This window comes from Vibrio sp. A37, assembly GCF_059777565.1.
This window is the reverse complement of record NZ_JBLNLI010000001.1, coordinates 53,167-73,697: the sequence shown is the minus strand read 5'-3', so window position 1 is coordinate 73,697 and position 20,531 is coordinate 53,167. Positions and strand designations below refer to the sequence as shown.

The 20,531-nt window shown below is 38.8% G+C and carries 13 protein-coding genes; 2 read left to right on the top strand and 11 right to left on the bottom strand.

The features are described from left to right. Positions 1-41 precede the first annotated feature (41 nt). The 6 genes from ACM2FC_RS00310 to ACM2FC_RS00285 form a co-directional block, all read right to left on the bottom strand. Complete coding sequence (locus ACM2FC_RS00310; RefSeq protein ID WP_498478819.1) at positions 42-581, bottom strand: redoxin domain-containing protein; 540 nt, start codon at positions 579-581, stop codon at positions 42-44. A gap of 92 nt (positions 582-673) precedes the next feature. Continuing rightward, positions 674-2,257 carry a diguanylate cyclase gene (locus ACM2FC_RS00305; protein ID WP_498479492.1) on the bottom strand — a complete coding sequence of 528 codons (1,584 nt, stop codon included), beginning with the start codon at positions 2,255-2,257 and terminating at the stop codon, positions 674-676. Further along, on the bottom strand, positions 2,241-3,725 hold the full coding sequence (locus tag ACM2FC_RS00300) for a tetratricopeptide repeat protein (RefSeq protein WP_498478818.1): 1,485 nt from the start codon (positions 3,723-3,725) through the stop codon (positions 2,241-2,243). The genes ACM2FC_RS00305 and ACM2FC_RS00300 overlap by 17 nt, the downstream gene beginning before the upstream one ends. A 242-nt stretch (positions 3,726-3,967) precedes the next feature. Beyond that, positions 3,968-5,443, bottom strand: coding sequence for a transposase (locus ACM2FC_RS00295; protein ID WP_498478816.1), 1,476 nt, complete (start codon positions 5,441-5,443; stop codon positions 3,968-3,970). 52 nt (positions 5,444-5,495) lie between these two features. Then, entirely contained in the window at positions 5,496-6,206 is a 711-nt protein-coding gene (deoD, locus tag ACM2FC_RS00290; RefSeq protein WP_498478815.1) for a purine-nucleoside phosphorylase, read from the bottom strand. A 774-nt stretch (positions 6,207-6,980) separates the two neighbouring features. Next, positions 6,981-7,715 (bottom strand): hypothetical protein, encoded by a 735-nt coding sequence (locus ACM2FC_RS00285; protein WP_498478814.1) that lies wholly within the window; start codon positions 7,713-7,715, stop codon positions 6,981-6,983. A 280-nt stretch (positions 7,716-7,995) separates the two neighbouring features. On the opposite strand from ACM2FC_RS00285, the gene ACM2FC_RS00280 reads away from it, so the two are divergent. Continuing rightward, the gene (locus ACM2FC_RS00280) at positions 7,996-9,327 is read left to right on the top strand and encodes a hypothetical protein (RefSeq protein WP_498478813.1); all 1,332 of its coding nucleotides are present in this window, start codon (positions 7,996-7,998) and stop codon (positions 9,325-9,327) included. Between the two features lie 68 nt (positions 9,328-9,395). Here the strand turns inward: ACM2FC_RS00280 and ACM2FC_RS00275 are convergent, their stop codons facing one another. From ACM2FC_RS00275 to ACM2FC_RS00265, 3 genes are read right to left on the bottom strand one after another with little or no spacing between them, the layout of a single operon-like run. Beyond that, entirely contained in the window at positions 9,396-10,232 is an 837-nt protein-coding gene (locus ACM2FC_RS00275) for a metal ABC transporter permease (protein ID WP_498478812.1), read from the bottom strand. After that, positions 10,229-10,990, bottom strand: coding sequence for a metal ABC transporter ATP-binding protein (locus tag ACM2FC_RS00270; protein WP_498478811.1), 762 nt, complete (start codon positions 10,988-10,990; stop codon positions 10,229-10,231). The genes ACM2FC_RS00275 and ACM2FC_RS00270 overlap by 4 nt, the downstream gene beginning before the upstream one ends. 19 nt (positions 10,991-11,009) lie before the next feature. After that, the gene (locus tag ACM2FC_RS00265; RefSeq protein WP_498478810.1) at positions 11,010-11,894 is read right to left on the bottom strand and encodes a metal ABC transporter solute-binding protein, Zn/Mn family; all 885 of its coding nucleotides are present in this window, start codon (positions 11,892-11,894) and stop codon (positions 11,010-11,012) included. A gap of 260 nt (positions 11,895-12,154) precedes the next feature. Between ACM2FC_RS00265 and ACM2FC_RS00260 the strand changes: the two genes are divergently transcribed. Further along, the gene (locus tag ACM2FC_RS00260) at positions 12,155-13,057 is read left to right on the top strand and encodes a L,D-transpeptidase family protein (protein ID WP_498479491.1); all 903 of its coding nucleotides are present in this window, start codon (positions 12,155-12,157) and stop codon (positions 13,055-13,057) included. 186 nt (positions 13,058-13,243) lie between these two features. Here the strand turns inward: ACM2FC_RS00260 and ACM2FC_RS00255 are convergent, their stop codons facing one another. Then, positions 13,244-14,782 carry a hybrid sensor histidine kinase/response regulator gene (locus ACM2FC_RS00255; RefSeq protein WP_498478809.1) on the bottom strand — a complete coding sequence of 513 codons (1,539 nt, stop codon included), beginning with the start codon at positions 14,780-14,782 and terminating at the stop codon, positions 13,244-13,246. Between the two features lie 162 nt (positions 14,783-14,944). After that, entirely contained in the window at positions 14,945-20,092 is a 5,148-nt protein-coding gene (locus ACM2FC_RS00250) for a response regulator (RefSeq protein WP_498478808.1), read from the bottom strand. Positions 20,093-20,531 lie beyond the last annotated feature (439 nt).

Here is a 20,531-nt window from a genome sequence, read left to right as displayed (position 1 = left end):
GTAGTTTCCAATGTTCTAGGCCACTCAGCACGGTTCTTGAATTAATAATCTAGTGTGCCTCGGATAGGGTAGTTGTTCTCTGGGTCTCGAATCCATGCTAGCCCTCTCGTTAGTGCGCCTAATTCAGGGCGTACAAACGGGTTGTTTGATATATCGACTACATGCAACTTTCCATGTTCGTTGACTACGTATAATCCAGGTTCTGCAAAATTATGGTTGGTCTCTTTGTCAGAGCGTGGTGTGGAAATATATAGCCCAAGAGTTTTCATCTGTGCTTCAGTTAACCCGTAAGCAATTGGAAAACTAATGGTAAGTTTCTCCATGTGGCATTCGAGTTGCTCCTTACTATCTGCTGATACTGCTAGCACGCCTACACCAGAATCATCGAAGGCCTGAAGATAACTTTCAATTTGATTCAAGTATTTGGTACAAAGTGGGCAATGCTTACCTCGGTATACGAATACAGCTTGCCAACTGGCACCTCCTAGAGGCTTTCCTAATGTAACGCTCTCTCCGTTTAATAGTGATGCTGTGAGTTCAGGAAAAACATCACCTGCATTTAGCTTTACTGACAGTGCCATTTTAACTCCTTAAATAAAACATGACAGGCCCTAGTAAATTATCTCAATGCCTCGGGAGGAGACGTTGAGCTTTCCGTACTTTAAAATACTCGCTATTGCTCAACACAAAGCTGGTTACGTCCGTTCGCTTTTGCTTGATAGAGTGCTTTGTCTGCACGATAGAAAGTTTTCTGGGTATTTTCACCAGAGATGTGCTCTGTGATACCAATGCTAACGGTTAACCCTCTTTCACCGAGAATATCTTTCCAGTGGAACTGATATATCCTTTCTCGATATTGCTCGGCTAAATCTACTGCTTTTTCTGTACTCATATTTTCGATTAAAACTAAAAATTCTTCTCCACCAAAGCGGACACAGGAAGCGTTGCGAGTTCTAAAGTGTAAGGAAAGTTCGTGTGCAACGGTTACGATGGCTTTATCTCCGACTAAATGGCTGAGTTCATCGTTGATTGACTTAAAGTGGTCTATGTCAATAACCAGAAGGATGAATGGCGTATCGTGCAGGAGCAAATCTTTAAGTTTAACGTCTAACCAGCGACGATTATGCAAGTCGGTCAGTGGATCGGTAAACACATCTTCTTGAAGCTGAGCTACCGTTGATTTCTGAGTTTCAGTCGTCTCTTTTAGTTCGCGGTTTTCGAGTTCTGATAGTATGAGTTTGAGTTGCAATTCATAGCGGGTTAAACGCCGTAACTGCGCAGCTCCTAGTTCGCCAATAGGTATACTTCGGATTAAACTAATCTCGGTGTGATACCCTTTTTCTTCATATACCAAGGCTTCTTGACAGTCGTTCAACTGCTCATACAGGTAACTTAAAGATTGACTCAGCGTTTTTCTTAGAACTGGCGAACCGATACTATCCAATTTTTTTGTTACGTTTTCCATGAGCAAGGTGGCGATTTGCACTTTCTGGATTTCATAGAGTCCTAATGCGATTTCTATTTGCAAAAGGTTAGCGATGTTGTTGGTTTCCCCGTCGTGGACGTTCTTTCGAGCTTCAGCTAGGGAGAGTAGCGATTTACGGTATTTTTTTTCGTGCCGATATATGCGAGCTTGTAAAATACACACTCGTACAGACAAGCTCTTGTCGCTAATCAGTATGCTGAGGTCAATACACTCTAGAAGAAGTTGTTTTGCCAGCTTTATTTTCTTCAGTTCAATGTAGCATGACAGCTGATAAATTTTGTATTTCAACCTAAGAGTTCTGCTTTTTATTGCATGGTCTATACCATCAATTTTTTGATAGTAGCTAAGTGCTCGCGTGTAGTCACCATAGAAAAAACACAGATTACCCATCCCCAATACAGCTTGTACATATTCGTCAATGAAGCCTCTTTCCACCGCAATGATTGAGCTCGAAATATATTCTCGTAAAGCTTGGTGATAATTGCCTTGTTCAATGAAAGCTTTACTCAGCCAGTGTTTTACGTAGAGAACAAACTCAGTATTATCAGGCTGGTCTAGTAAGTTCAATGCTAAGAGCAGTTCATCTATCGTCTCTTGATGTTGCTTTAACTCGTGACGATATTTTGCACTAATCGCGTAACATAAGGCCCGCTCTGAAGAAGTGCTCACGACATGGTTACGGACGTGCTCCCAAAATGATATAGCCTTTTCACCGTCGACAGACGTTGCATCGAGTCCGGAATCAGAAACTTTTTCAAGCAGGGTATCCATCTGTAGTTGCATCACTGGATAGATCCTCCAATTGCTCAAGAGTGAATGGGAACGTTAGAATATTTTGCAAAGATAGATGAGGTAGTGGGCCATAAAGCCCTTTCCTAGACCAAGGATAGAGCTCGATCATTTGTGATAATATTTTGAATACATTTTGTGCCTCTTTTTCTTTCTCTGAGAGCAAGATACCAATCCGCTCCTTACCTAAAAGAGACAGTAAATCGTGTGGCCCGCATAGGCAGTGGGCTATCTCTGCACATACACTAAGATAGTTTGGGTCGCTGTGGTGGATTAAAATAATGCTGTGCTTGGAGTGTCTGAGCTCAGTTTTAAATAATATGAGTTGTTCCCACCAAAATGTCTCTGACACCATTTGGTTGAGACGTTTTTCAGGATCGTACTCATGTTGTTCACGAATTCGATGAATCAGTTGGCGAGCTTTTTGTGCAGATTTGTTTTTTGATTCACGTGCGGTATCTAAACCTGCTCTGGACGTTTGCTCTTTTACCATCGCGATGGAGTATTTGCGGTAGGTTTTAAATGCTTTCAAAGCCTCTTGAAAATCTTGGCAGTTTTTCGTTACCTGTGATTGCTGAAAGTAGATTTGAGACAGTAGCTCGTTGTCTTTGAATCGTTTGGCTGAAGACTCGGCGTATGACAAAAGCTCTGAAGCTTTCTCTGGTTGTTCTTCAAGTAGAGCTATCTGAGCTAAGTTGACAAATGATCGTGCCATTATCCAGACTAAATTGTGTTTTTTTGCAAGATCGTGGGCATTAATAGCAGCCTGTTTAGCGTCTTGGCTACGCTCCAGTGCGAGTAGAGCTAAGCTTCTAAAGTCCCACACTTCTGCTTGCCAAGTTGTATCAGGTTCGTCACCCAATACTTCTTCAGCACCATCTAGAACACTGAGCATTTCAACATAGTTTTGCAATAGGTAGAGATCCCAGCTGAGCAGAATACGTGCTTTGCCTTCTAAGTTCTCAAAACGCATATTGTTGGCGACGGTTACCGCAAGTTCGTGAGTTGATTTTGCCAGTTGATATTCTTCGGTTATTCGCCAAACATTACCAAGCCCGATTAAGCACTCGACTTGAATTTCCACATCACCCGTTAAAGAGGAGTGCTCTAGAGCACTGACCCAATATTTTTGCGCAGAATAGTATTTAGCTTGCCCCCAATATTGCAGCGCATGAATGTGGAGAATCTCAGAACGGTAATCGTCGGTATCAAGTGAATTAAGTTCGGTGTTGGCTTTCTTTATGTATTGTAAGCCACTGCGATAATCCATTAGGCACCAAGCACAACGGGCCATAATCATTAAGCTCAATATTGAACCTTCTGGGAACCTAACACGTGTAGAGTGCTCTACGTATTGCTGGGCAAGTTCAAGAACAGCTTTTGGCTCTGAGCCTATTCTATTTTTTAGCTGTTGAATCTCTGCTTCAAGTAGGTGCCGCTTTTTGTCCAAAGTGCAAGTCCTTTTGCTAAATCAATATCCACGACTGACGAATACCAACCCCAACAATTGTCTGATCACTTAATTCCTGGTATTGGTATAACTCGGTGAATTGAAAGGCGCTGCCGACTCTCTTATACCGAGCTCAAATTAATTATTATCCTTTAATTATAAGAAGTGATTGAGCTTTTTGGATTTGTGACTTGGATTATTAAGAAGAAGTAGCTCACAATATTCGCCAATAACAACTCGTTTTAGATAAGAAGTTCACGCAAAGTTAACGGGTGCTCTGACAGTTTTAAGCGCTGAGCAGCAGTGAGTCCATCTTTATCTTGATAGCAGAGGTTGTGCCAAGCTCGAAAAATATCTAATAGTGGTAGAATGCCCCCGGGCCTAAACTTTCGTCTTGGTTCATCTATGAAATTGCGAAATAGTAATTGGAAACGATCTTGATAAAACTGAGCTTTATCAATCGACGCTTTTGGAAACCAAATTTCGGGTGAAGGGCGATCTCCCGCGAGATAACAGATACCTTTTGCTGCGTTGCTTTGATTTGCTATTGCCCACCGATCACGCCACCAACCCATATGAGTAATATCGATTTTAAATATAGGCTTGGTATTGTCCCATCCATTTTCTACTTCTACGTATAGTAGGTCGATAGTTTGCTGTTTAATTCTATCAACGTGAATCGTTATTGCCGCAGAGCGAAGCAGAGGGTCTTGGGGCATATAAATGGTGACTCTACTTTTCTCATTGCACATATTTTTGATGTGCAGATAGTGAGCATAGGATGTGTATTGAGGGCGAATTAAGGTACCTTTGGTTGGATAATTTAGTTGTGAAAAATTCGCTATCGGGTCTTCAACATTGTTGCGTGCGAGTATTGCTTTATACCGAGCATCGATGTGGTCTCGTAAGGATGTAGTGCAATTACTTGTTTTTCCAATACGATTGCTTGTTGGTGTGAAGTTGCTGGGCAAAAGACGAGCGTCGCTTTGATATGGGTTGTGGTCTGGGATACCAATTGGCGGAGCTTCTAAAGAATAGTTGACATGCTGACATAGTATGTAGCCACTGTTTGCTTCTCCAGTCACAAACCAAAGTACACCATTGTGGCTATTCGGTTGTAGGACTTGAAAATTTGAGCAAAGCTCAAAGTTGGTCGATTGACTTGTCCATAATGAATCGAAATGAGCGAGCTTACGTCGGCAACGACTGGCTATTTGTTTTAGGTGGTCATAAAACGTCTTGGGGTTAATATCAAGCTTTCTGCAAATTTCACGCACGGAATAGCCCATGAAGAGCAGTCCTAAAAGTGCTTCTTGAAAAGTATGCTTTTTATTTTCTCCTGACCATTTATCTACAAATGTAGAGTGGCAGGATTTACATCGATATCTTTGTCTATCTCCACTAAATCCAAATGCTTGATATAGGTGTTTGTGCATGTGTACTGAAAGGCCACAGTTTTCACAGGATTCATTTTTGCAGGTGGGAAGACCGTCACTATGCTGGTTTCTTAAACGCCGTAACTCATTGATGACGTCTAGATTATTAAGCAAGGGGGGAAAAGCGCCGCAATCTCGGCAAACCATGGTCGGGCGTTTCGGGTCAGTATGTTGCAAGATATAATGTTTTGCATCGCTCAATCCAAAGTTGTTACACGCCAATGTTTTACAAAAGTTGAGTTGTAACCCGTTCGCTTCAGCTGGTAGCCCTTCATTTGGCACAGCTTCACCCCTTATAAAAGATGCCTCCACTTGTAGTGAAGGCAAAATGTGATTACACGTTGATAGCAGTGTCTAATGCTATAGTCATCATCTCATTGAATGATTTTTGGCGCTTCTCTGAGCTAAGGTTTTCACCACTAACGATGTGGTCAGAAACCGTTAGGATAGTAAGAGCTTTTGCGCCTAATTCAGCTGCTACACCGTAGATTCCCGCCGCTTCCATATCAACGCCAAGCATGCCAAGCTTTTCCATTCTTTCATAAATTTCTGGCTGTGGGTGATAGAAAATATCCGTTGAGAAGACATTACCCACTTTCACAGATACTTCTTGTTTTCTTGCTTGCTCAACAGCTGTTTCAAGTAGATCGAAATCTGCGATAGCGGCGTAGTCATGGTCCATGAAGCGCATGCGATTCGCTTTAGAATCTGTTGACGCCCCCATTGCAATGATGACATCCATTAGTTTTACATCTTTACGTACTGCACCGCAGCTACCTACGCGGATGACATTTTTTACACCATATTCAGCGATTAATTCGTGAACATAAATACAGCAAGAAGGAATACCCATGCCATGACCCATTACAGAGACTTTTTTGCCTTTGTAAGTGCCGGTGTAGCCAAACATGTTTCTAACGTTACAGACTTGCTTTGCATCTTCCAAAAATGTTTCTGCGATATATTTTGCACGCAATGGATCGCCTGGCATCAGCACGGTTTCGGCAAAGTCACCCATTTGGGCGTTAATATGTGGGGTTGTCATAACGTAGAACTCCAATAAAAGACTAATTAAAGGTTATAAACTTAAGCTTCAAAGCTAAGTTTGAAAGGCTTAGGTATATAATCACAAAGGTTGATCATATCGCGATGATTTGAGGAGATACTAGTAATTAATACACTCTCTCCCAACGATTAAAATCACATTATGTTGAGAATTTCTGATAATTCTAGCACCCTATAACCAAATTTGTTGATCAATACTTTTTTAATGATGAATAAATGAACGCTTATAAGTCTGGTTAAGAGTTGGAGTTGTTTAAGAATTAGCCCAAGCCATGCGGACACAACTTAGGTAAAAAGGTGGGTTTTTAAAACCAAGCTAATGCGAGAGGAGAGAGCCTATCGGAGAGCCAATGGCAATCAGAGCCTCTGTCTGTCGCCTACGTAATCAGCCTTATCTAACGAGATTGCTTTGCTCCACATCGAATGTTGTTTTGATTGAGATGTGGAGTTCGAAGATCACATGCAGCAAGGGCAATTTCCTTGCTTACTCAACAAACGTTGCCTTAGAACGAATGTTTTCCGGAAGTGAGATATTCCACTTATCAAGTTGTGCTTGACTAAAGAGGAGTCTGCCTTTTTCAGCGGTCACAGGGACTAAGTTCCCTTTAGTGTCGCCTTCCAATATTCCTTTTGCTATATAGCCTGCAGCTTCACCTTGAGCTTCTCCAAATAGAACAAAGCCGCCAATAGCCTTTTCCTTTCCTACCGAGACGTTCCAAAAACCATAAAGTGGAACGGGAGTGTTTTCTGATGTTCAGTTTGCCACGGACTCGTACCCGACAAATTTATTTTCCGATTCATCTTTAATTCTGTGCATCATAGACATGATCAAGATGGAATTGGGTTGCCCAGAAAGAGCATTAACTTCGCTTTTCCAGTTTTGCATATCATCAATCAGGCTTACGTGGATTTGAACGCCGTTAAATGTATTCGTTTCTTTGTCACCAAATACATCTTGATAAATGATCTCAGAAGTGGGGCTTTTATCAAATAAGATTCTGATTTGTTTCAAATTTTTATTGATTTTCTTTAAATATACGATTGACCGTTTTAATAAAGGGCGTTCTAGGACACCACCTACGTACTTGAGCTTTCCAACACTTTTGCCGTCAAAGTAGTTTCGCGGGTTATTATTGATCCCATAGAAAATTGTATGCACCTTATTTTCGTTAAGCTTTTTCCCAAGTAGCCTCAACGCATTGTCATCCCCCAAAAATACAACGGCAGGTTTTAACTCGATAACTTTGTCAAAGGCGATATCTGCGCGAGACTGAAACTCTGCACGTGGAATTCTCTTCGTGTCCATATCATAGATATGATATTCGTAACCATCGCCTAAAACTTGTTTGATTTTATCTGAAGCGCCACTGACCCATTCTAAGTCAGAGTGGTAACTGTTTATTATCAATACTTTATTCTGTGCATAGCTAGATAGTGGAACGAGTGTTACTCCAATGAGCATGAGCATTCGAAATCCGATTCGACACATAGATCGCCTCCATCCATAGAGATACGATAATGATAGAATTGCTTTTAGTATAATGCCCAAAGCTTGCTAGTATTAATCTTATTTATGCAAAGTAGGGCGAGAGGCGAGAGAGTTTGAGATTGCTTAACCGCTTGTTGTTACTGGTTAATGTTTATTTAAGTTGTTAGGTGAATGAGTTTCATCTAGTAGTCATTCCTATAATTCCTAGTTTTATTCCACCATACAATTAATCGCTTGATGTATATTGCTTTTCAAATTGATAGAAAACACTGAATAATATATGAGCGATAACATGATGTTAGAGTCCAGTAGAGTGTGGACAAGAACACAGTTTAAAAGTAATTCCAGTATAATGTTTGGCGCTAGGAAGAACCCTTACGTACTGATTATAGATAAAGCACTTGAAGAGTTTCACCGTGAACGTGGTCGTTATGGAAAAGTCAAAATTGCTACGTATATTTTAAAATGCACGGGAAAATACTTTGAGGATAAAGAGTTATCTAAAGATCTAGGTTTTGGAAGATACAGAAGCAATCGGGCAAATGCGATTTATACACTAAGTGCTCAGCTTACTAGATTTATAGAGAGAAACTCGCCTTATGACTTTAGTTTTAAAGACATTACTTTGTCAGAAGTTGGCCCGAAGCGAATTGGAAATACGGTTAATAAAGATAGAAACCCGGGCTCGATCAGAGAATGTACGGTTAGTTCACGTGGTAAACCAAAACTCATTCTTAGAGATGCGATTGTCAAAGAAAGACGAAAGACTGGTAAATGGTCTGAGCGTTCGAAAGTCAGACTATCGCTTGCAGACGTTGACATAATTGAGGGCCGCAGGCGTATAGATGATGATGATACGCACCACTCCTCCAGAGTTGCCATTGAAATTGCTGAGAAGACAATTAAAAAAGTACGTAGCATTATTGCTGGTGGGCCACTAAACAATAGGCAAGGACCAAATAAATTAGACTCATGGGTAAAATATCCGGCTTGGACTAATGCAATTAACGAAAATATAGCAGGTAGTTTACTGAATAACTCAAGTGATTTTGTTCGTGGGTTAGCTTCATTTTCAGCAGCTTGTAGTAAAACTCAGTCGGCGGTATGCACTTACTTTGCTTCTTTGACTGCGGGTATTTTAACAGAATCAGCCCCACCAGGCTTGGAGATACTTTTTGTGTACTCTGTTTTTGACCACCAATTTTGTGTTATTTCGTACGATAATTCTCCGTGGTATGTTGTTGATCCTTGGGTTTTAAATAGCTATGTGAACCAGTGGAAGGATTCTACTTTTGCGCCAACGCTCAAAACGGCCAGAGGTGAAGTTGGGGGAATCGATAACTACTTTAAAATAAAAGTGATAGAGCCGACGCATTCTCAATTCGGAATTACTTTTGATCCTGGGTTAATTGATAACGCGTATCGCCAAGCTACAACTGAAATCCCTATGCCTAATTCTACAGAATCGTGTGAGATGGATCATAACTTTTCCCAATGTTGTAATCTCCCTAATTGTCATAGTTATTCAAAATGTGGTGGAGGACAAAAGTTAAATAAAGGGAGGCGTCCAGCGGCGACATATTTGGATTGGGGAAGAGGTGTAGAATTATAAATAATTATTACTATAAGTAAAGCTGATACGAACATATCAGCTTTACTTTTCTATAGCTTAAAAAGCAATCAAGCAATTTGAGGTTTTGGCTTAACTAATACTTTTCTCAAGCCTTTAACCAAGAAACTTAGTGCTAAAAATGCCGAAGCTGTAGTAACAATTGTCGCCCCAGAAGGTAAGTTTGTATAGAAAGAGATAACTAAACCTACCAGTGTAAATACTAAACACCACAAAATGCTATGGATCATCATCGCTGCAGTGGACTTTACATACTGAGAGGCAAGATAAGCCGGCATTGTTAGCAATGCGATCACCATGATAATCCCAACCACTTGAACCATGACCACGCTGGTAATAGCAACAAGTACGAGTAGTGACAGATAAATTTGCTTTATCTTTACTCCTTTACTTTGTGCGAACTCTGAGTCAAATGCCATCAACACTAGTGAGCGATAGTTGTATACTGTGTAGCAAACAACGATAGTAGTTATAGCTAGCATTAGATAAATCGTATCGAGCGGAACGGTAAGAATACTGCCGAATAGATAGCTGGCTAAGTTTGCCCCATAACCCGGTGTAAGAGCCATGAGAATGACACCTAGAGCCATGCCGAATGACCATATCAGTCCAACGAAAATCTCAATGTGCTCGTTTTTCTTCAGGCTAATGACACCGAGTAACAACGCATTCAAGCTTGTAAAAGCAAGCGTTGCAGGCATGATAGTGGAGCTGCCAGTAAAAATAGCGAGTCCAACACCGCCATATGCGGTATGAACGACACCGCCAGATAGAAACACGAGCCTGTTTACCACAACTAATACGCCAATAATACCTGCTGAGATACTGACTAGCAGAGCGGCCATTAACGCGTGTTGTATGAAATTATATTGGAGCAAATCGATCATGAATGTTCCTCACAATGGTCAATTTCGCACTGAGTAATAGCGTGATTATGAATATGAAGATGATGGCAGTTCATGCCATACAGGTGATCGAGCATATCTGGCGTGAGCTCAGCCGTTTCTTGCATACGAATAGTCTGATTGAGTCCAAACACACGAGTAATGTTATGGCTCAAAATGCTGAGATCGTGACTTACCACAAGTACAGCAATGTCCTCTGGAAGCTTTGCTAATAGCTGAAAAAAGCAAGCGGTCATGTTAGGGTCAACGTTACTGGTCGGTTCATCCAAGATAAGTAGCTTTGGATGTCCCATTAATGCTCGCGCTACGAGTACTCGCTGACGCTGACCACCAGACAGTTCGGAGAACATTCTGCCTTGAATATGTTCAATTTCCAGCACGGCCACGACTTCTTTGAGCCACTCCTTTAGCGCTTTCTTGTCTTTGGATTGCGCTTTAGTCGTACCCATTAGAATCACGTCATTGACGCGAATAGGCAAAATAGGTTTAACGTGATGTTGCTGAGGAACATAGCCAACCAAATCGGGCGATTTACCTGGACGGCGACCAAATAGATTGATGTTTCCTTGATAGCCTTTTTCTAGGCCTAAAAGCAGTTTAACTAAGGTGGTTTTTCCGCCCCCGTTGGGGCCAAGAAGGGCGCACCTGTCGCCCTTCTTTAATTTAAAACTGACGTCCTTAAGAACCAAGTTTCCTTTATAAGCAAAGCTTAGGTCTTGGACGTCGACAATACTTTCCATTTTATCTCATTATTTTTGGTTAGATCGCAGCAGCTTTAAAAGCTTTAGCAATAGAGACAAGGTTTTGTCCCCAGTCTTCTGCTAGAGGATCGATAGCGACAACTTTACCACCGATTTCATTCGCGATCACCTTAGCTTGTTGTTTAGAGAATTGTGGCTCAATAAACACAACTTTTATGTGCTCTTTCTTCGCAGTATCAATCAGATGCTTCAGACGTTTTGCACTTGCTTCTTTACCTTCTTGTTCAATTGGGAATTGACGTAGGCCATAGTCAGCAGCGAAGTAACCCCATGCTGGGTGGAAAGTCATAAATTGATTGTCTTTCGCAGGAATTTTTGAAGTAATGCTAATAACTTGCTCATCGATAGCATTGATCTCTTGAGCAAACTTCATATAGTTTTCGCGGTAGTACTGAGCGTGAGCTGGATCTGCTTTGCTTAGTGCGTCGCGGATGTTCATTGCTTGAATGCGAACTAGAGCTGGAGACAACCAGATGTGTGGGTCTTTGATTCCAGAGTGGTTGTGTAGGTGGTGGCCATGGTCGTCAAATTCCATAGGCATTTTTTCAATACCTTTTTGAGTCTTGACGATAGTCATTTTAGGGTTTGCGCTATGGAATCTTTCTAACCAAGTTGTCTCGAATGGAACACCGATTGCGAAGTATAGTTTGCTTTCGTGAAGTTTAGTGACTTGTAACGGTGTTGGGTCATAGTCTTCTGGCTCTGCGCCCGGTGGAACCATAACGTTAACATTTACAAACTTACCACCAATTTCGTTGACAAAATATTTTTGTGGCAAGATGCTTACAGTGACTTGCATCGGTTGTTCTTTAGCGAAAGACTGGAAAGTAAACAGGCTGAGCACAACAGCTAGCAAAGCAAAAGGTGAAAACCGAAGTTTCATGAGTTTCTCCATATTTATCGATCACGCTTAATCTCTGAAAAGCGCATTTTGAAATTGGCTGAATGTTATAACATAACAATAGCATTGAAAATGACTTTTTGCGTTGAGCCATGATATTTATGGTTAGAGCTAAAAAGATCGCTAACCTCTATAAGGCATAAGATCAGTTGATTAATAGTCGATATAAACGCTAACCTTACAATAACGCCAATGAAAATAGTTTAGGGAAATGCCAGATGCGGAATAAATTGATAAGGTTAATGGCTATATTAGCTGTGTGCATGCCTGTCACAGCAGTAGTGGCGGCAACTTATCAATTGCCTATGGAGGGAAGCCAAATTGTTGGCCGGACTCAATATCACGTTGTTAAAAAAGGAGAAAGCTTAGCAGATATTGCCAAGCAATATGACGTGGGTTTTTTGTCTTTAATGGCTGCAAACAAAGGTGTTGATCCTTTTCTTCCTCAGCCTGGTTACGTGCTGACCATACCAACTCGAATTATATTGCCAAATGTTCCAAGGGAAGGCATTGTGATTAACCTCGCTGAGTTAAGGCTTTACTATTTTGAACCAGAAAAACATATTGTTCATATATTTCCGGTTGGAATCGGCAGAATAGGCCGAGATACGCCAGAAATGCAGACAACAATAAGCCAAAAGCGAGCAAACCCAACTTGGACTCCACCAGAGTCGATTCGTAAAGAGTATTTAGCGAAAGGCGTCACATTACCAAAAATTGTTCCTTCTGGACCAGACAATCCGTTAGGAGATTATGCGTTGCGATTGGCATACGGAGTGGGTGATTATCTGATTCATGGAACAAACAAAAACTTTGGTATCGGCCTTCGTGTGAGCTCGGGTTGTATTCGTATGGAACCTAAGGATATCAAGTGGTTGTTTGAGCATTCATTGGTAGGAGAAAAAGTCACTATCATTGATGAGCCTGTCAAAATGACGCTAGAGCCAGATAGAAGTGTGTTTGTCGAAGCTCATGAACCTTTAACTCGTAGCGATGGCAGTAAGAAAGTTCTGAAAATACCTCAAGAGCTACGCTGGTGGTTAGATGAGTTCCATATTTCAGATGACAAGGTGAGAGCGGTAATACTGGCTCAAAATGGAGTGCCTGTTGAAATCGCGAATCCAGAATTTAGCCGCAAGCTTTAAATAGCGATGGCTAGATCGTCAAAGCTACTGTAGTCGGTAAAATTGTAAATTTCTTCGTAAGTTGGAGCTAATCGCTTTCTAAGACCGTTTGATACTACGGGTAACTGTCTCGCAGAAGCTATTGTTTTAGAGAATTAAGAAGCTCTTGAGAGGTACATAAATTTTTATGCCCAGCTCTCGAATTTTTTATTCAATATGTTTCATATACAGCGTCAATGTTGTTCCTTTTCCTCCTCTTACATTTAATTTTATACGACCTTGCTGTGCTTGTACGCAGAGTTTCGCAGAATAAGCACCGATACCTTTTCCATCAATTTTGTTGTCTGTAACAAATTTGTTGAAAAATTGGCCTCGAATATTTATGGGAACCTCACCTTCATTATGGATAGATATCACAACCTGCTGCTCTTTAACTTCAGATTGAACAATTACTGTTGAGTGATCCGGAGCTGCTTCTATTGCATTGTTAATCAAATTTGAAAACATAGTGTAACTAAGAAGCTCATCGCCTAGATATATATGATTTTCATCTACGCGCATGTTAATTATTATTTTTTTCTTGCGAGCTTTAACTTCAGAGGCATCTACAACTTTCTTGAGAGTAGAGTATGCATTTATCTTATTTAAAGGCTTTGAGTATGTACCTTGTTCTAAATCTTGTAGAATATTGTGATTGTCTAATATTTTACCCATCATTAAAGATGTTTCTTCTAACAGATTGAATTCCTCTCTGTATTCTAATGTTTGACTTTTTAACAGAGAAATAGCGTTGATGACTGATGTAAGCGGGTTGCGCAGGTCATGGATAAATGTTTCATCTATTTCATCTCGCATACGTGCTGCCTCAATTAAGTGATTCACCTGATTGATCATTTTTTCTCGTTGAATCATAGAGTTTATATGAGTCTTAACACGGGCTAGAACTATTTCTGGTATAATAGGTTTTGTTATATAGTCAACTGCGCCAAGCGCTAAACCTTTAACGACATCATTAGTTTGGGATAGTGCCGATATAAAAATAATGGGTATAAATTCTGTGTCAGGCTCGGATTTAAGGTGTCGACATACCTCCAGTCCATCCATTTCGGGCATCATAATGTCTAGTAGCAACAAGTCAATACTGTCTTTTTTTGAACATATTTCTATAGCTTGGGCCCCGCTTTTACATACGCGGACTTTGTAATCATTTTTTAGCAACTCACTTAAGACTTGTAAATTTGTGATATCGTCGTCGACAATTAATATGTTGCGAACTTTTTCTACTTTGTCTTCTTCCTTTGCTTCTAGAATTCGACTAACTGCACTTGTTGGAATTGGAGACACAAAAGCTTTGTGTATACGCTCGCTCAAAGTTGCTATAGAAAAAGGTTTAGTAATATATTCAGAAACACCTGATTCAATAGCTTCAATAACATCACTTTGGTGCAAGTTTCCTGTCAACATGACAAAAGGTATGCTCTTTAAGCTTTCCGTTTGTCGAACATTTTTTAATAGCTCTAATCCATCCATTTTAGGCATTTTCCAGTCAGATATAATAATATCAACAGTATTATGCTGAAGCCGATATAGTGCTTCACGACCATCTTTTGCTTTTAAAATATTGCTGAAGCCTAATTTTTCTAGAGCGCCATAAAGGGTTCTCGTTACTGCATCAAAGTCGTCAACAATAAGAACAGATAACCCTTTATATGGAGATTCTTTAGTTATTGTTTTAAATGAGCTCATTGGGTTGATACCTTATTTTTTACAATTTATCTTGAAGGATTTTTTTGTTCAAAATACTTACTATTTTTGTGAAGTGCAACATTAAAAGTCCTTTAAAGTGAGAGGTGATAGATTATTAATTACAAAATAAGAATATAAATGTTATATATTCAATATTATCCTCTATTCGTCAAAATATATTCCTCGTTGTCCTAAAAACTCCTTAAATAGTGATATTGCTGTTTCAAAATCGTATGATTGTATAGCTTTAGAAATCTTTATGGTTACACCAGACTCCGTTTCTAAATCTACAAACCTGAGTAACTCATCAAAAGTTTCTATAGCTTCGCTGTCAAACTCATTAAGTTGCTGGTTTAGCTGTCGACTCAATATTTCAAACTTTTGAGCATCAAATGCTCTCTTTTCGATTGACTCGACTTGAGTTTCAAGTGCCTTGGTAATATCTAAAATCATCTTTTTAACTAACCCTTCGACACTATTAAGCTCTGAATTTATAGAAGATATTAAATCATGATTGCCGCTTGTTTTTTGTTCAATTAGTTGCCTTTCAACACTTTCACTTGGCTTTACTAGGTAATTAGCGCCGACATTCCCTGAAATACCTTTTAAGGTATGGATGGCAATTACAGCAGTATCTATATCACCCTGATTTATCGATGTTCTGATTCTTTCAACAACATCAAACTCTGTTTCAACGACTCTAGCTAAAGTTCTTTTGTATGCTTTAACGTTTCCGGCCATACGTGCTATAGCGGAGGTGGTATCAAAGTCTTTTATGTAAAAAACTTCCTCTTGTACATTGTTAGCAGAAGTATCGATATCTAGTCCAGTTAGTTTTATCCATTTTGATAATGTTATGTATACCTCTTGAGGGTTTATAGGTTTAGTTAAATGATCATTCATCCCTGCTTCAAGACATCGTTCACGATCACCAGACATAGCATTTGCTGTCATTGCAATTATAGGGAGAGTGTCAAAAGTTCCTTTTTCTCTTATAGCTCTAGTCGCTTCATATCCATCTAAAATTGGCATTTGCACATCCATTAATACTGCGTCGTAGTCAGACTGTTCGACCATTTCAACTGCTTCTTGACCATTCTCAGCAATATTGATATCGAAGCCAGCGATGCTTAGGAATTCGTGAGCGATCTGCTGGTTAATCTCATTATCTTCCACGAGCAGAATTTTTGCGCCCGCTATTTCGTTTGTCACCGAGGTATCAATCTCATCATGCAGTTTAGATGGTGTTTGAGGGTGCTTACCTAGAACGTTGTGTACGGTATCCAGTAAGCTCGATGCGCTAATTGGTTTGCTGATCACTGCATCTATAGTGATGGCTTCAGCTTGTCTGAATACTTCATCACGGTCATAAGCAGTTGCAATAATTATGCGTGGTTTATTAGGGATTTGATCGTTTTCAGCGACCTGTTTTGCTAGCTCAATTCCATCCATATATGGCATTTTCCAATCGGATATTAGAAGTTTGAATGGATTATTTTCGTCTTGTGCTTCTAGAGCCTTATTTATAGCCTCATCGCCAGATGAGGCTATAGTCGGTGCAAAACCAAGACTATTACAAATATCTTGCAAAATTTCTCGTGCGGCAATACTGTCATCAACAACCAAAACCGATATATCTTCGAGAGTATTGGATAATTCATTTATATGTTTATTATTGTTTGAGATCGTAAAATAAGCAGTAAAGTAGAAAGTGCTTCCTACTCCACTAATACTTTCTACCCATATTTCTCCTCCCATTAGCTCTGTTATTTTTTTACTGATTGTAAGCCCTAATCCTGTTCCACCATATTTACGTGTTGTTGACGAATCAGCTTGAGTAAAAGGTTGGAATAAATTGTTTACTTGTTCCGGTGTCATGCCTATGCCAGAATCATGGATGGAAAAAATAATTTTAATATTATCGTTTTTACGCTCCATAACTTCAGCTTTAATAATTACTTCACCTTGTTCAGTAAACTTAATTGCATTATTAGTTAAATTAAGTAGCACTTGCCCTAATCTAAGTGGGTCGCCAATGATTTTAATTGGAATTCTATTGTCAATATCAATTAGTAATTCGATACCTTTTTGTTGTACTTTCTGAGAAACAACTTGAATAAGATTATTTACTGGACCATTTAACTCAAATTCGGTTTCCTCTAAATCAAGTTTACCAGCTTCAATTTTAGAAAAATCTAATATATCATTAATGATCCCTAATAAAGATTCAGCAGAGGTTTGAATTTTATTGATGTAGTCAAACTGCTTCGAATTTAGTTTGGTCTGAAGAGCAAGATAAGCCATTCCAATAATTGCATTCATCGGAGTGCGGATTTCATGGCTCATATTTGCTAAGAACGCACTCTTGGCTTCCGTCGCTTCTTCCGCTTTTTTCTGAGCCAGCCACATTTCACGCTCTACTTCTTTCCTTTTCGTCGAATCTCGAACAATTGCCATATAGAAATATTCATTATTAATTTCAGTTTCACTAATGGCTACTTCAATGTTTTTTTCTATACCATTTTTGCAAACTCCAATAAACTCGGAAATTTTTCTTTTACTATTTTTATTAGTTATGGTATTAAGATAATGTTCATGAAATGAGGGAGACATTAAAATATTTGCGTTTTTACCTAATATTTCTTTGGATTGATAACCAAATATTTCTTCGGCTCCGGGACTGAACTCAATTATTATTCCTATATAGTCTACTAAAATAATACCATCTGACGCATCATTAATAATTGTTCTTATACGTTCGGAAGCTGTCTTTAACTCCATTGTGCGCTCTTCAACCTGAATTTCTAGATCTAGTTGCGCTGTTTCTAAAGCGCGGGTTGCTCTTGAACCTATTCTAAGAGTAAATGTGCTTGTCCCGAAAATCAGTAATATAGCTAAGCCTAGCAATGACCATATTGTGAGCTTAAAGGTGGTCAGTAGAGCAAATGCCTCAGAAACATCTACTTCTGCAGCAATTCCAACACCGAGCATCTCATCCCAAATCCAACGTCCAACTACAGGTATACCTCTATAGTCATTGTAACCATTATTGTTATATCCAGACTCTTTATTGGCAATACCACGAGCCATTTCTGTAAGTGGCCAATTCTTATTAGCCTTTTGAGGGTTTTCTATAAGGTTAATTCCAGGGTCAGCAATTCTGATATTGAGTGAGGCCTTTTGAGTTTCAGTAAGTAAACCTGCTTGCCTGAGGGAATCTTCAAATCGAATATTAGAAAGTAATAAACCAGAGCGATCTACAGCGTAAGCTTCACCACTTCGACCTATATATCCACTAGACAGTATTGTCGAAAAAATACCTCCTAAGTTTATTTGCTTGGTTAATAACGCAATTGTATAGCCTTCGCTATTTATTATTGGAGCAACAAAAAACATTGCAGGATAGTCTGTAACACCTTTGCTGTTGAGATTAATTAATATAGGCGGTACAAATATCGCTTCTCCTCTATATGCAGAATTCAATAAATTTGGGCGTGACTTGTGTATCATGCTGATATCACCAATTTGTTCAAAGTGACTAGAAGATACATTTATGTAGCCAGGAGAAATAATCGAAAATCCAAACGAATCTGATAGGCCATGTCGTTTATCAATAAATTCAATAATTTCTTTTTGTATGGGGGTATTTAAAAGGTTTTTGTTCTCTTTGTTTAACCTCAATAGCTCTTCAACCATTTTAACTAAATCACTATTCATTCCTAGCTGGCTTAAGGTGTTTTTTTCAAGGTCTACCCAGCCAGCCATGCGTTTATGAATAGAAGTTAGTACTGAGTGTAGGTTATAGTTAATTGTATCGACGCTCTGCTTGTGTGCGTAATGTGTGACTATAAAAGCTAATGTGACAAAAAAAGCACACAATAATGCTTGAATAGAGAGAATAGAGTACTTGAAACGTCTACTACCAAATTTTTTAGCTAATTCTTTATCACTTGCCTTAAATACCTTATTTATGGAAATAGCCAAAACCATAATTAATATCGTAATTATACCAACTGATAACCATATGAAATTTTTAACTTTTGAGGAATCTAGTTCTTCTGACTTACCAATATGGTCTGAACTGGCTTTTAACCAATCAGATTTAGTTAATAGTAATTCCCTAAGTTTTAATGAACTCAATCCTTTTTGTAAAATATCATTTAAAATTGGTACTTTATGACTAGACCACAAATGTAATGTTGAAGGAGAGATAACATCTTCGTCAATTTTTCTGACTGATTGGATATTATTTTTTTCAAGCCAATCCAAAATAACAGTCTCAGAGCCAAGAACAGCGTCAGCTCGCCCATCTAAAACAGTCAAGATTGCCTCTTCTACTCCTGATGTTTCTAGTATTTTACTTTTCGGGTAAAGAGCCTTGAATTTTTTAACTGTTAGATAACCTTTTGGTATAGCAATCGTGCGATTTTTTAAATCATTTATTGAATTTAGATGTGTGTTCTTGTCAAGTACAAAGAATAACTCTCGAACTATAAAGTATGCTGATGTAAAACTACCATATTGTTGTCTATCTTCACTAAAATATGTGTGAGGTAGTACATCAATTTCACCCTTTTTGAACTTTTCAACCAACTTATCCCAATCGTCTTCGACTAATTCAAGACGAATTCCAGTTTTTTTTGCAATTTCTTCAACTATAACTCCTGCTATTCCTGCTAGTTCACCATTGCTCTTTTTAATCAGCATCGGTGGCCAGTTTTCTATGCCTATTTTTACAGTATGTTTTGAAATCCACGTACGTTCTTGTTCATTAAGGGATACATCCTTGTATTGAGAAGAGTCTTTGCTTCGATGTTCCAGTCGTTTAGCAAGAGTTAGTAGTGAGTCCATATACTTGCTTTTATGTGATTGATATGTTTGGCTACTTACTAGTTTTACTGCGTCTTGTAGCTTGCCAGATTTTACAAAATCAATAGCTTTTTGTTCAATTTTAAGTAAAAAAATATTTTCTTGTTCCAATCTTTTTACAAGTTCTAAATCCAAACTGGATGTTTGTTCTAGGAGAACATTAATTAAGGAATCAAGTTTTGGTTCATTTAAGTGATAGCGTTCTAACCACTTTTTGTTCCCAGATAAAGAGTAACTAATAATTGATGACGTCAAAACTTCGTCTAAGTATTTGAGCTCTATTACAATATGCTGTATTTCTGAAGCTTTTAATTGGTCGTCATTAAATTCAACCGATATTGGTTTATCAGCTCTAGCGATGTTGCTCGAAAAGAGTGAGGATGCAAAACCTAGAACTATGAATACGATGCAGTATGTCATAACTCTAATAGAGTCGAACATATCATTTTATTCCTAAAGTTATTAATTTTTCTAACTAACTACTACTTTAGTGTAGTTTGGCAACAATGGAAATTTACACATATAAAGATTTAAGCATCGTTAGGAGTGACGCTTAATTTGTTGTAACAGTTATATGTATGCATTTTTTTTTGAGCTAGAAGTTGTTTTTGAGCTGATTTAATAGGTAAGAATTGTTTTTTAGGTTGCATGTCTCCGATTGTTTTAATTACTCAGTTTTTCACAAATTCTACTTTGACACTTTCGTCTTTATTATCTGATTAAATCTATGATTATATTAATTTTATAATAAGGGCACTTCCAGTCTAACTAATTGGTCGAATCGCCTGAAAAATTGCCCTTCAGGATATTTGACTAGCTAAACATGTTCTAAATACTCAAAAGTAAGGCCAAATGTCGGGGGGACATTTGGCCTTTTGCC

Coding starts and splice junctions, on each gene's coding strand:
- ACM2FC_RS00250 (WP_498478808.1), bottom strand. CDS start 20,092: ATGTTCGACTCTATTAGAGTTATGACATACTGCATCGTATTCATAGTT.
- ACM2FC_RS00305 (WP_498479492.1), bottom strand. CDS start 2,257: ATGGATACCCTGCTTGAAAAAGTTTCTGATTCCGGACTCGATGCAACG.
- ACM2FC_RS00260 (WP_498479491.1), top strand. CDS start 12,155: ATGGCTATATTAGCTGTGTGCATGCCTGTCACAGCAGTAGTGGCGGCA.
- ACM2FC_RS00310 (WP_498478819.1), bottom strand. CDS start 581: ATGGCACTGTCAGTAAAGCTAAATGCAGGTGATGTTTTTCCTGAACTC.
- ACM2FC_RS00280 (WP_498478813.1), top strand. CDS start 7,996: ATGAGCGATAACATGATGTTAGAGTCCAGTAGAGTGTGGACAAGAACA.
- ACM2FC_RS00285 (WP_498478814.1), bottom strand. CDS start 7,715: ATGTGTCGAATCGGATTTCGAATGCTCATGCTCATTGGAGTAACACTC.
- ACM2FC_RS00265 (WP_498478810.1), bottom strand. CDS start 11,894: ATGAAACTTCGGTTTTCACCTTTTGCTTTGCTAGCTGTTGTGCTCAGC.
- ACM2FC_RS00275 (WP_498478812.1), bottom strand. CDS start 10,232: ATGATCGATTTGCTCCAATATAATTTCATACAACACGCGTTAATGGCC.
- ACM2FC_RS00270 (WP_498478811.1), bottom strand. CDS start 10,990: ATGGAAAGTATTGTCGACGTCCAAGACCTAAGCTTTGCTTATAAAGGA.
- deoD (WP_498478815.1), bottom strand. CDS start 6,206: ATGACAACCCCACATATTAACGCCCAAATGGGTGACTTTGCCGAAACC.
- ACM2FC_RS00255 (WP_498478809.1), bottom strand. CDS start 14,782: ATGAGCTCATTTAAAACAATAACTAAAGAATCTCCATATAAAGGGTTA.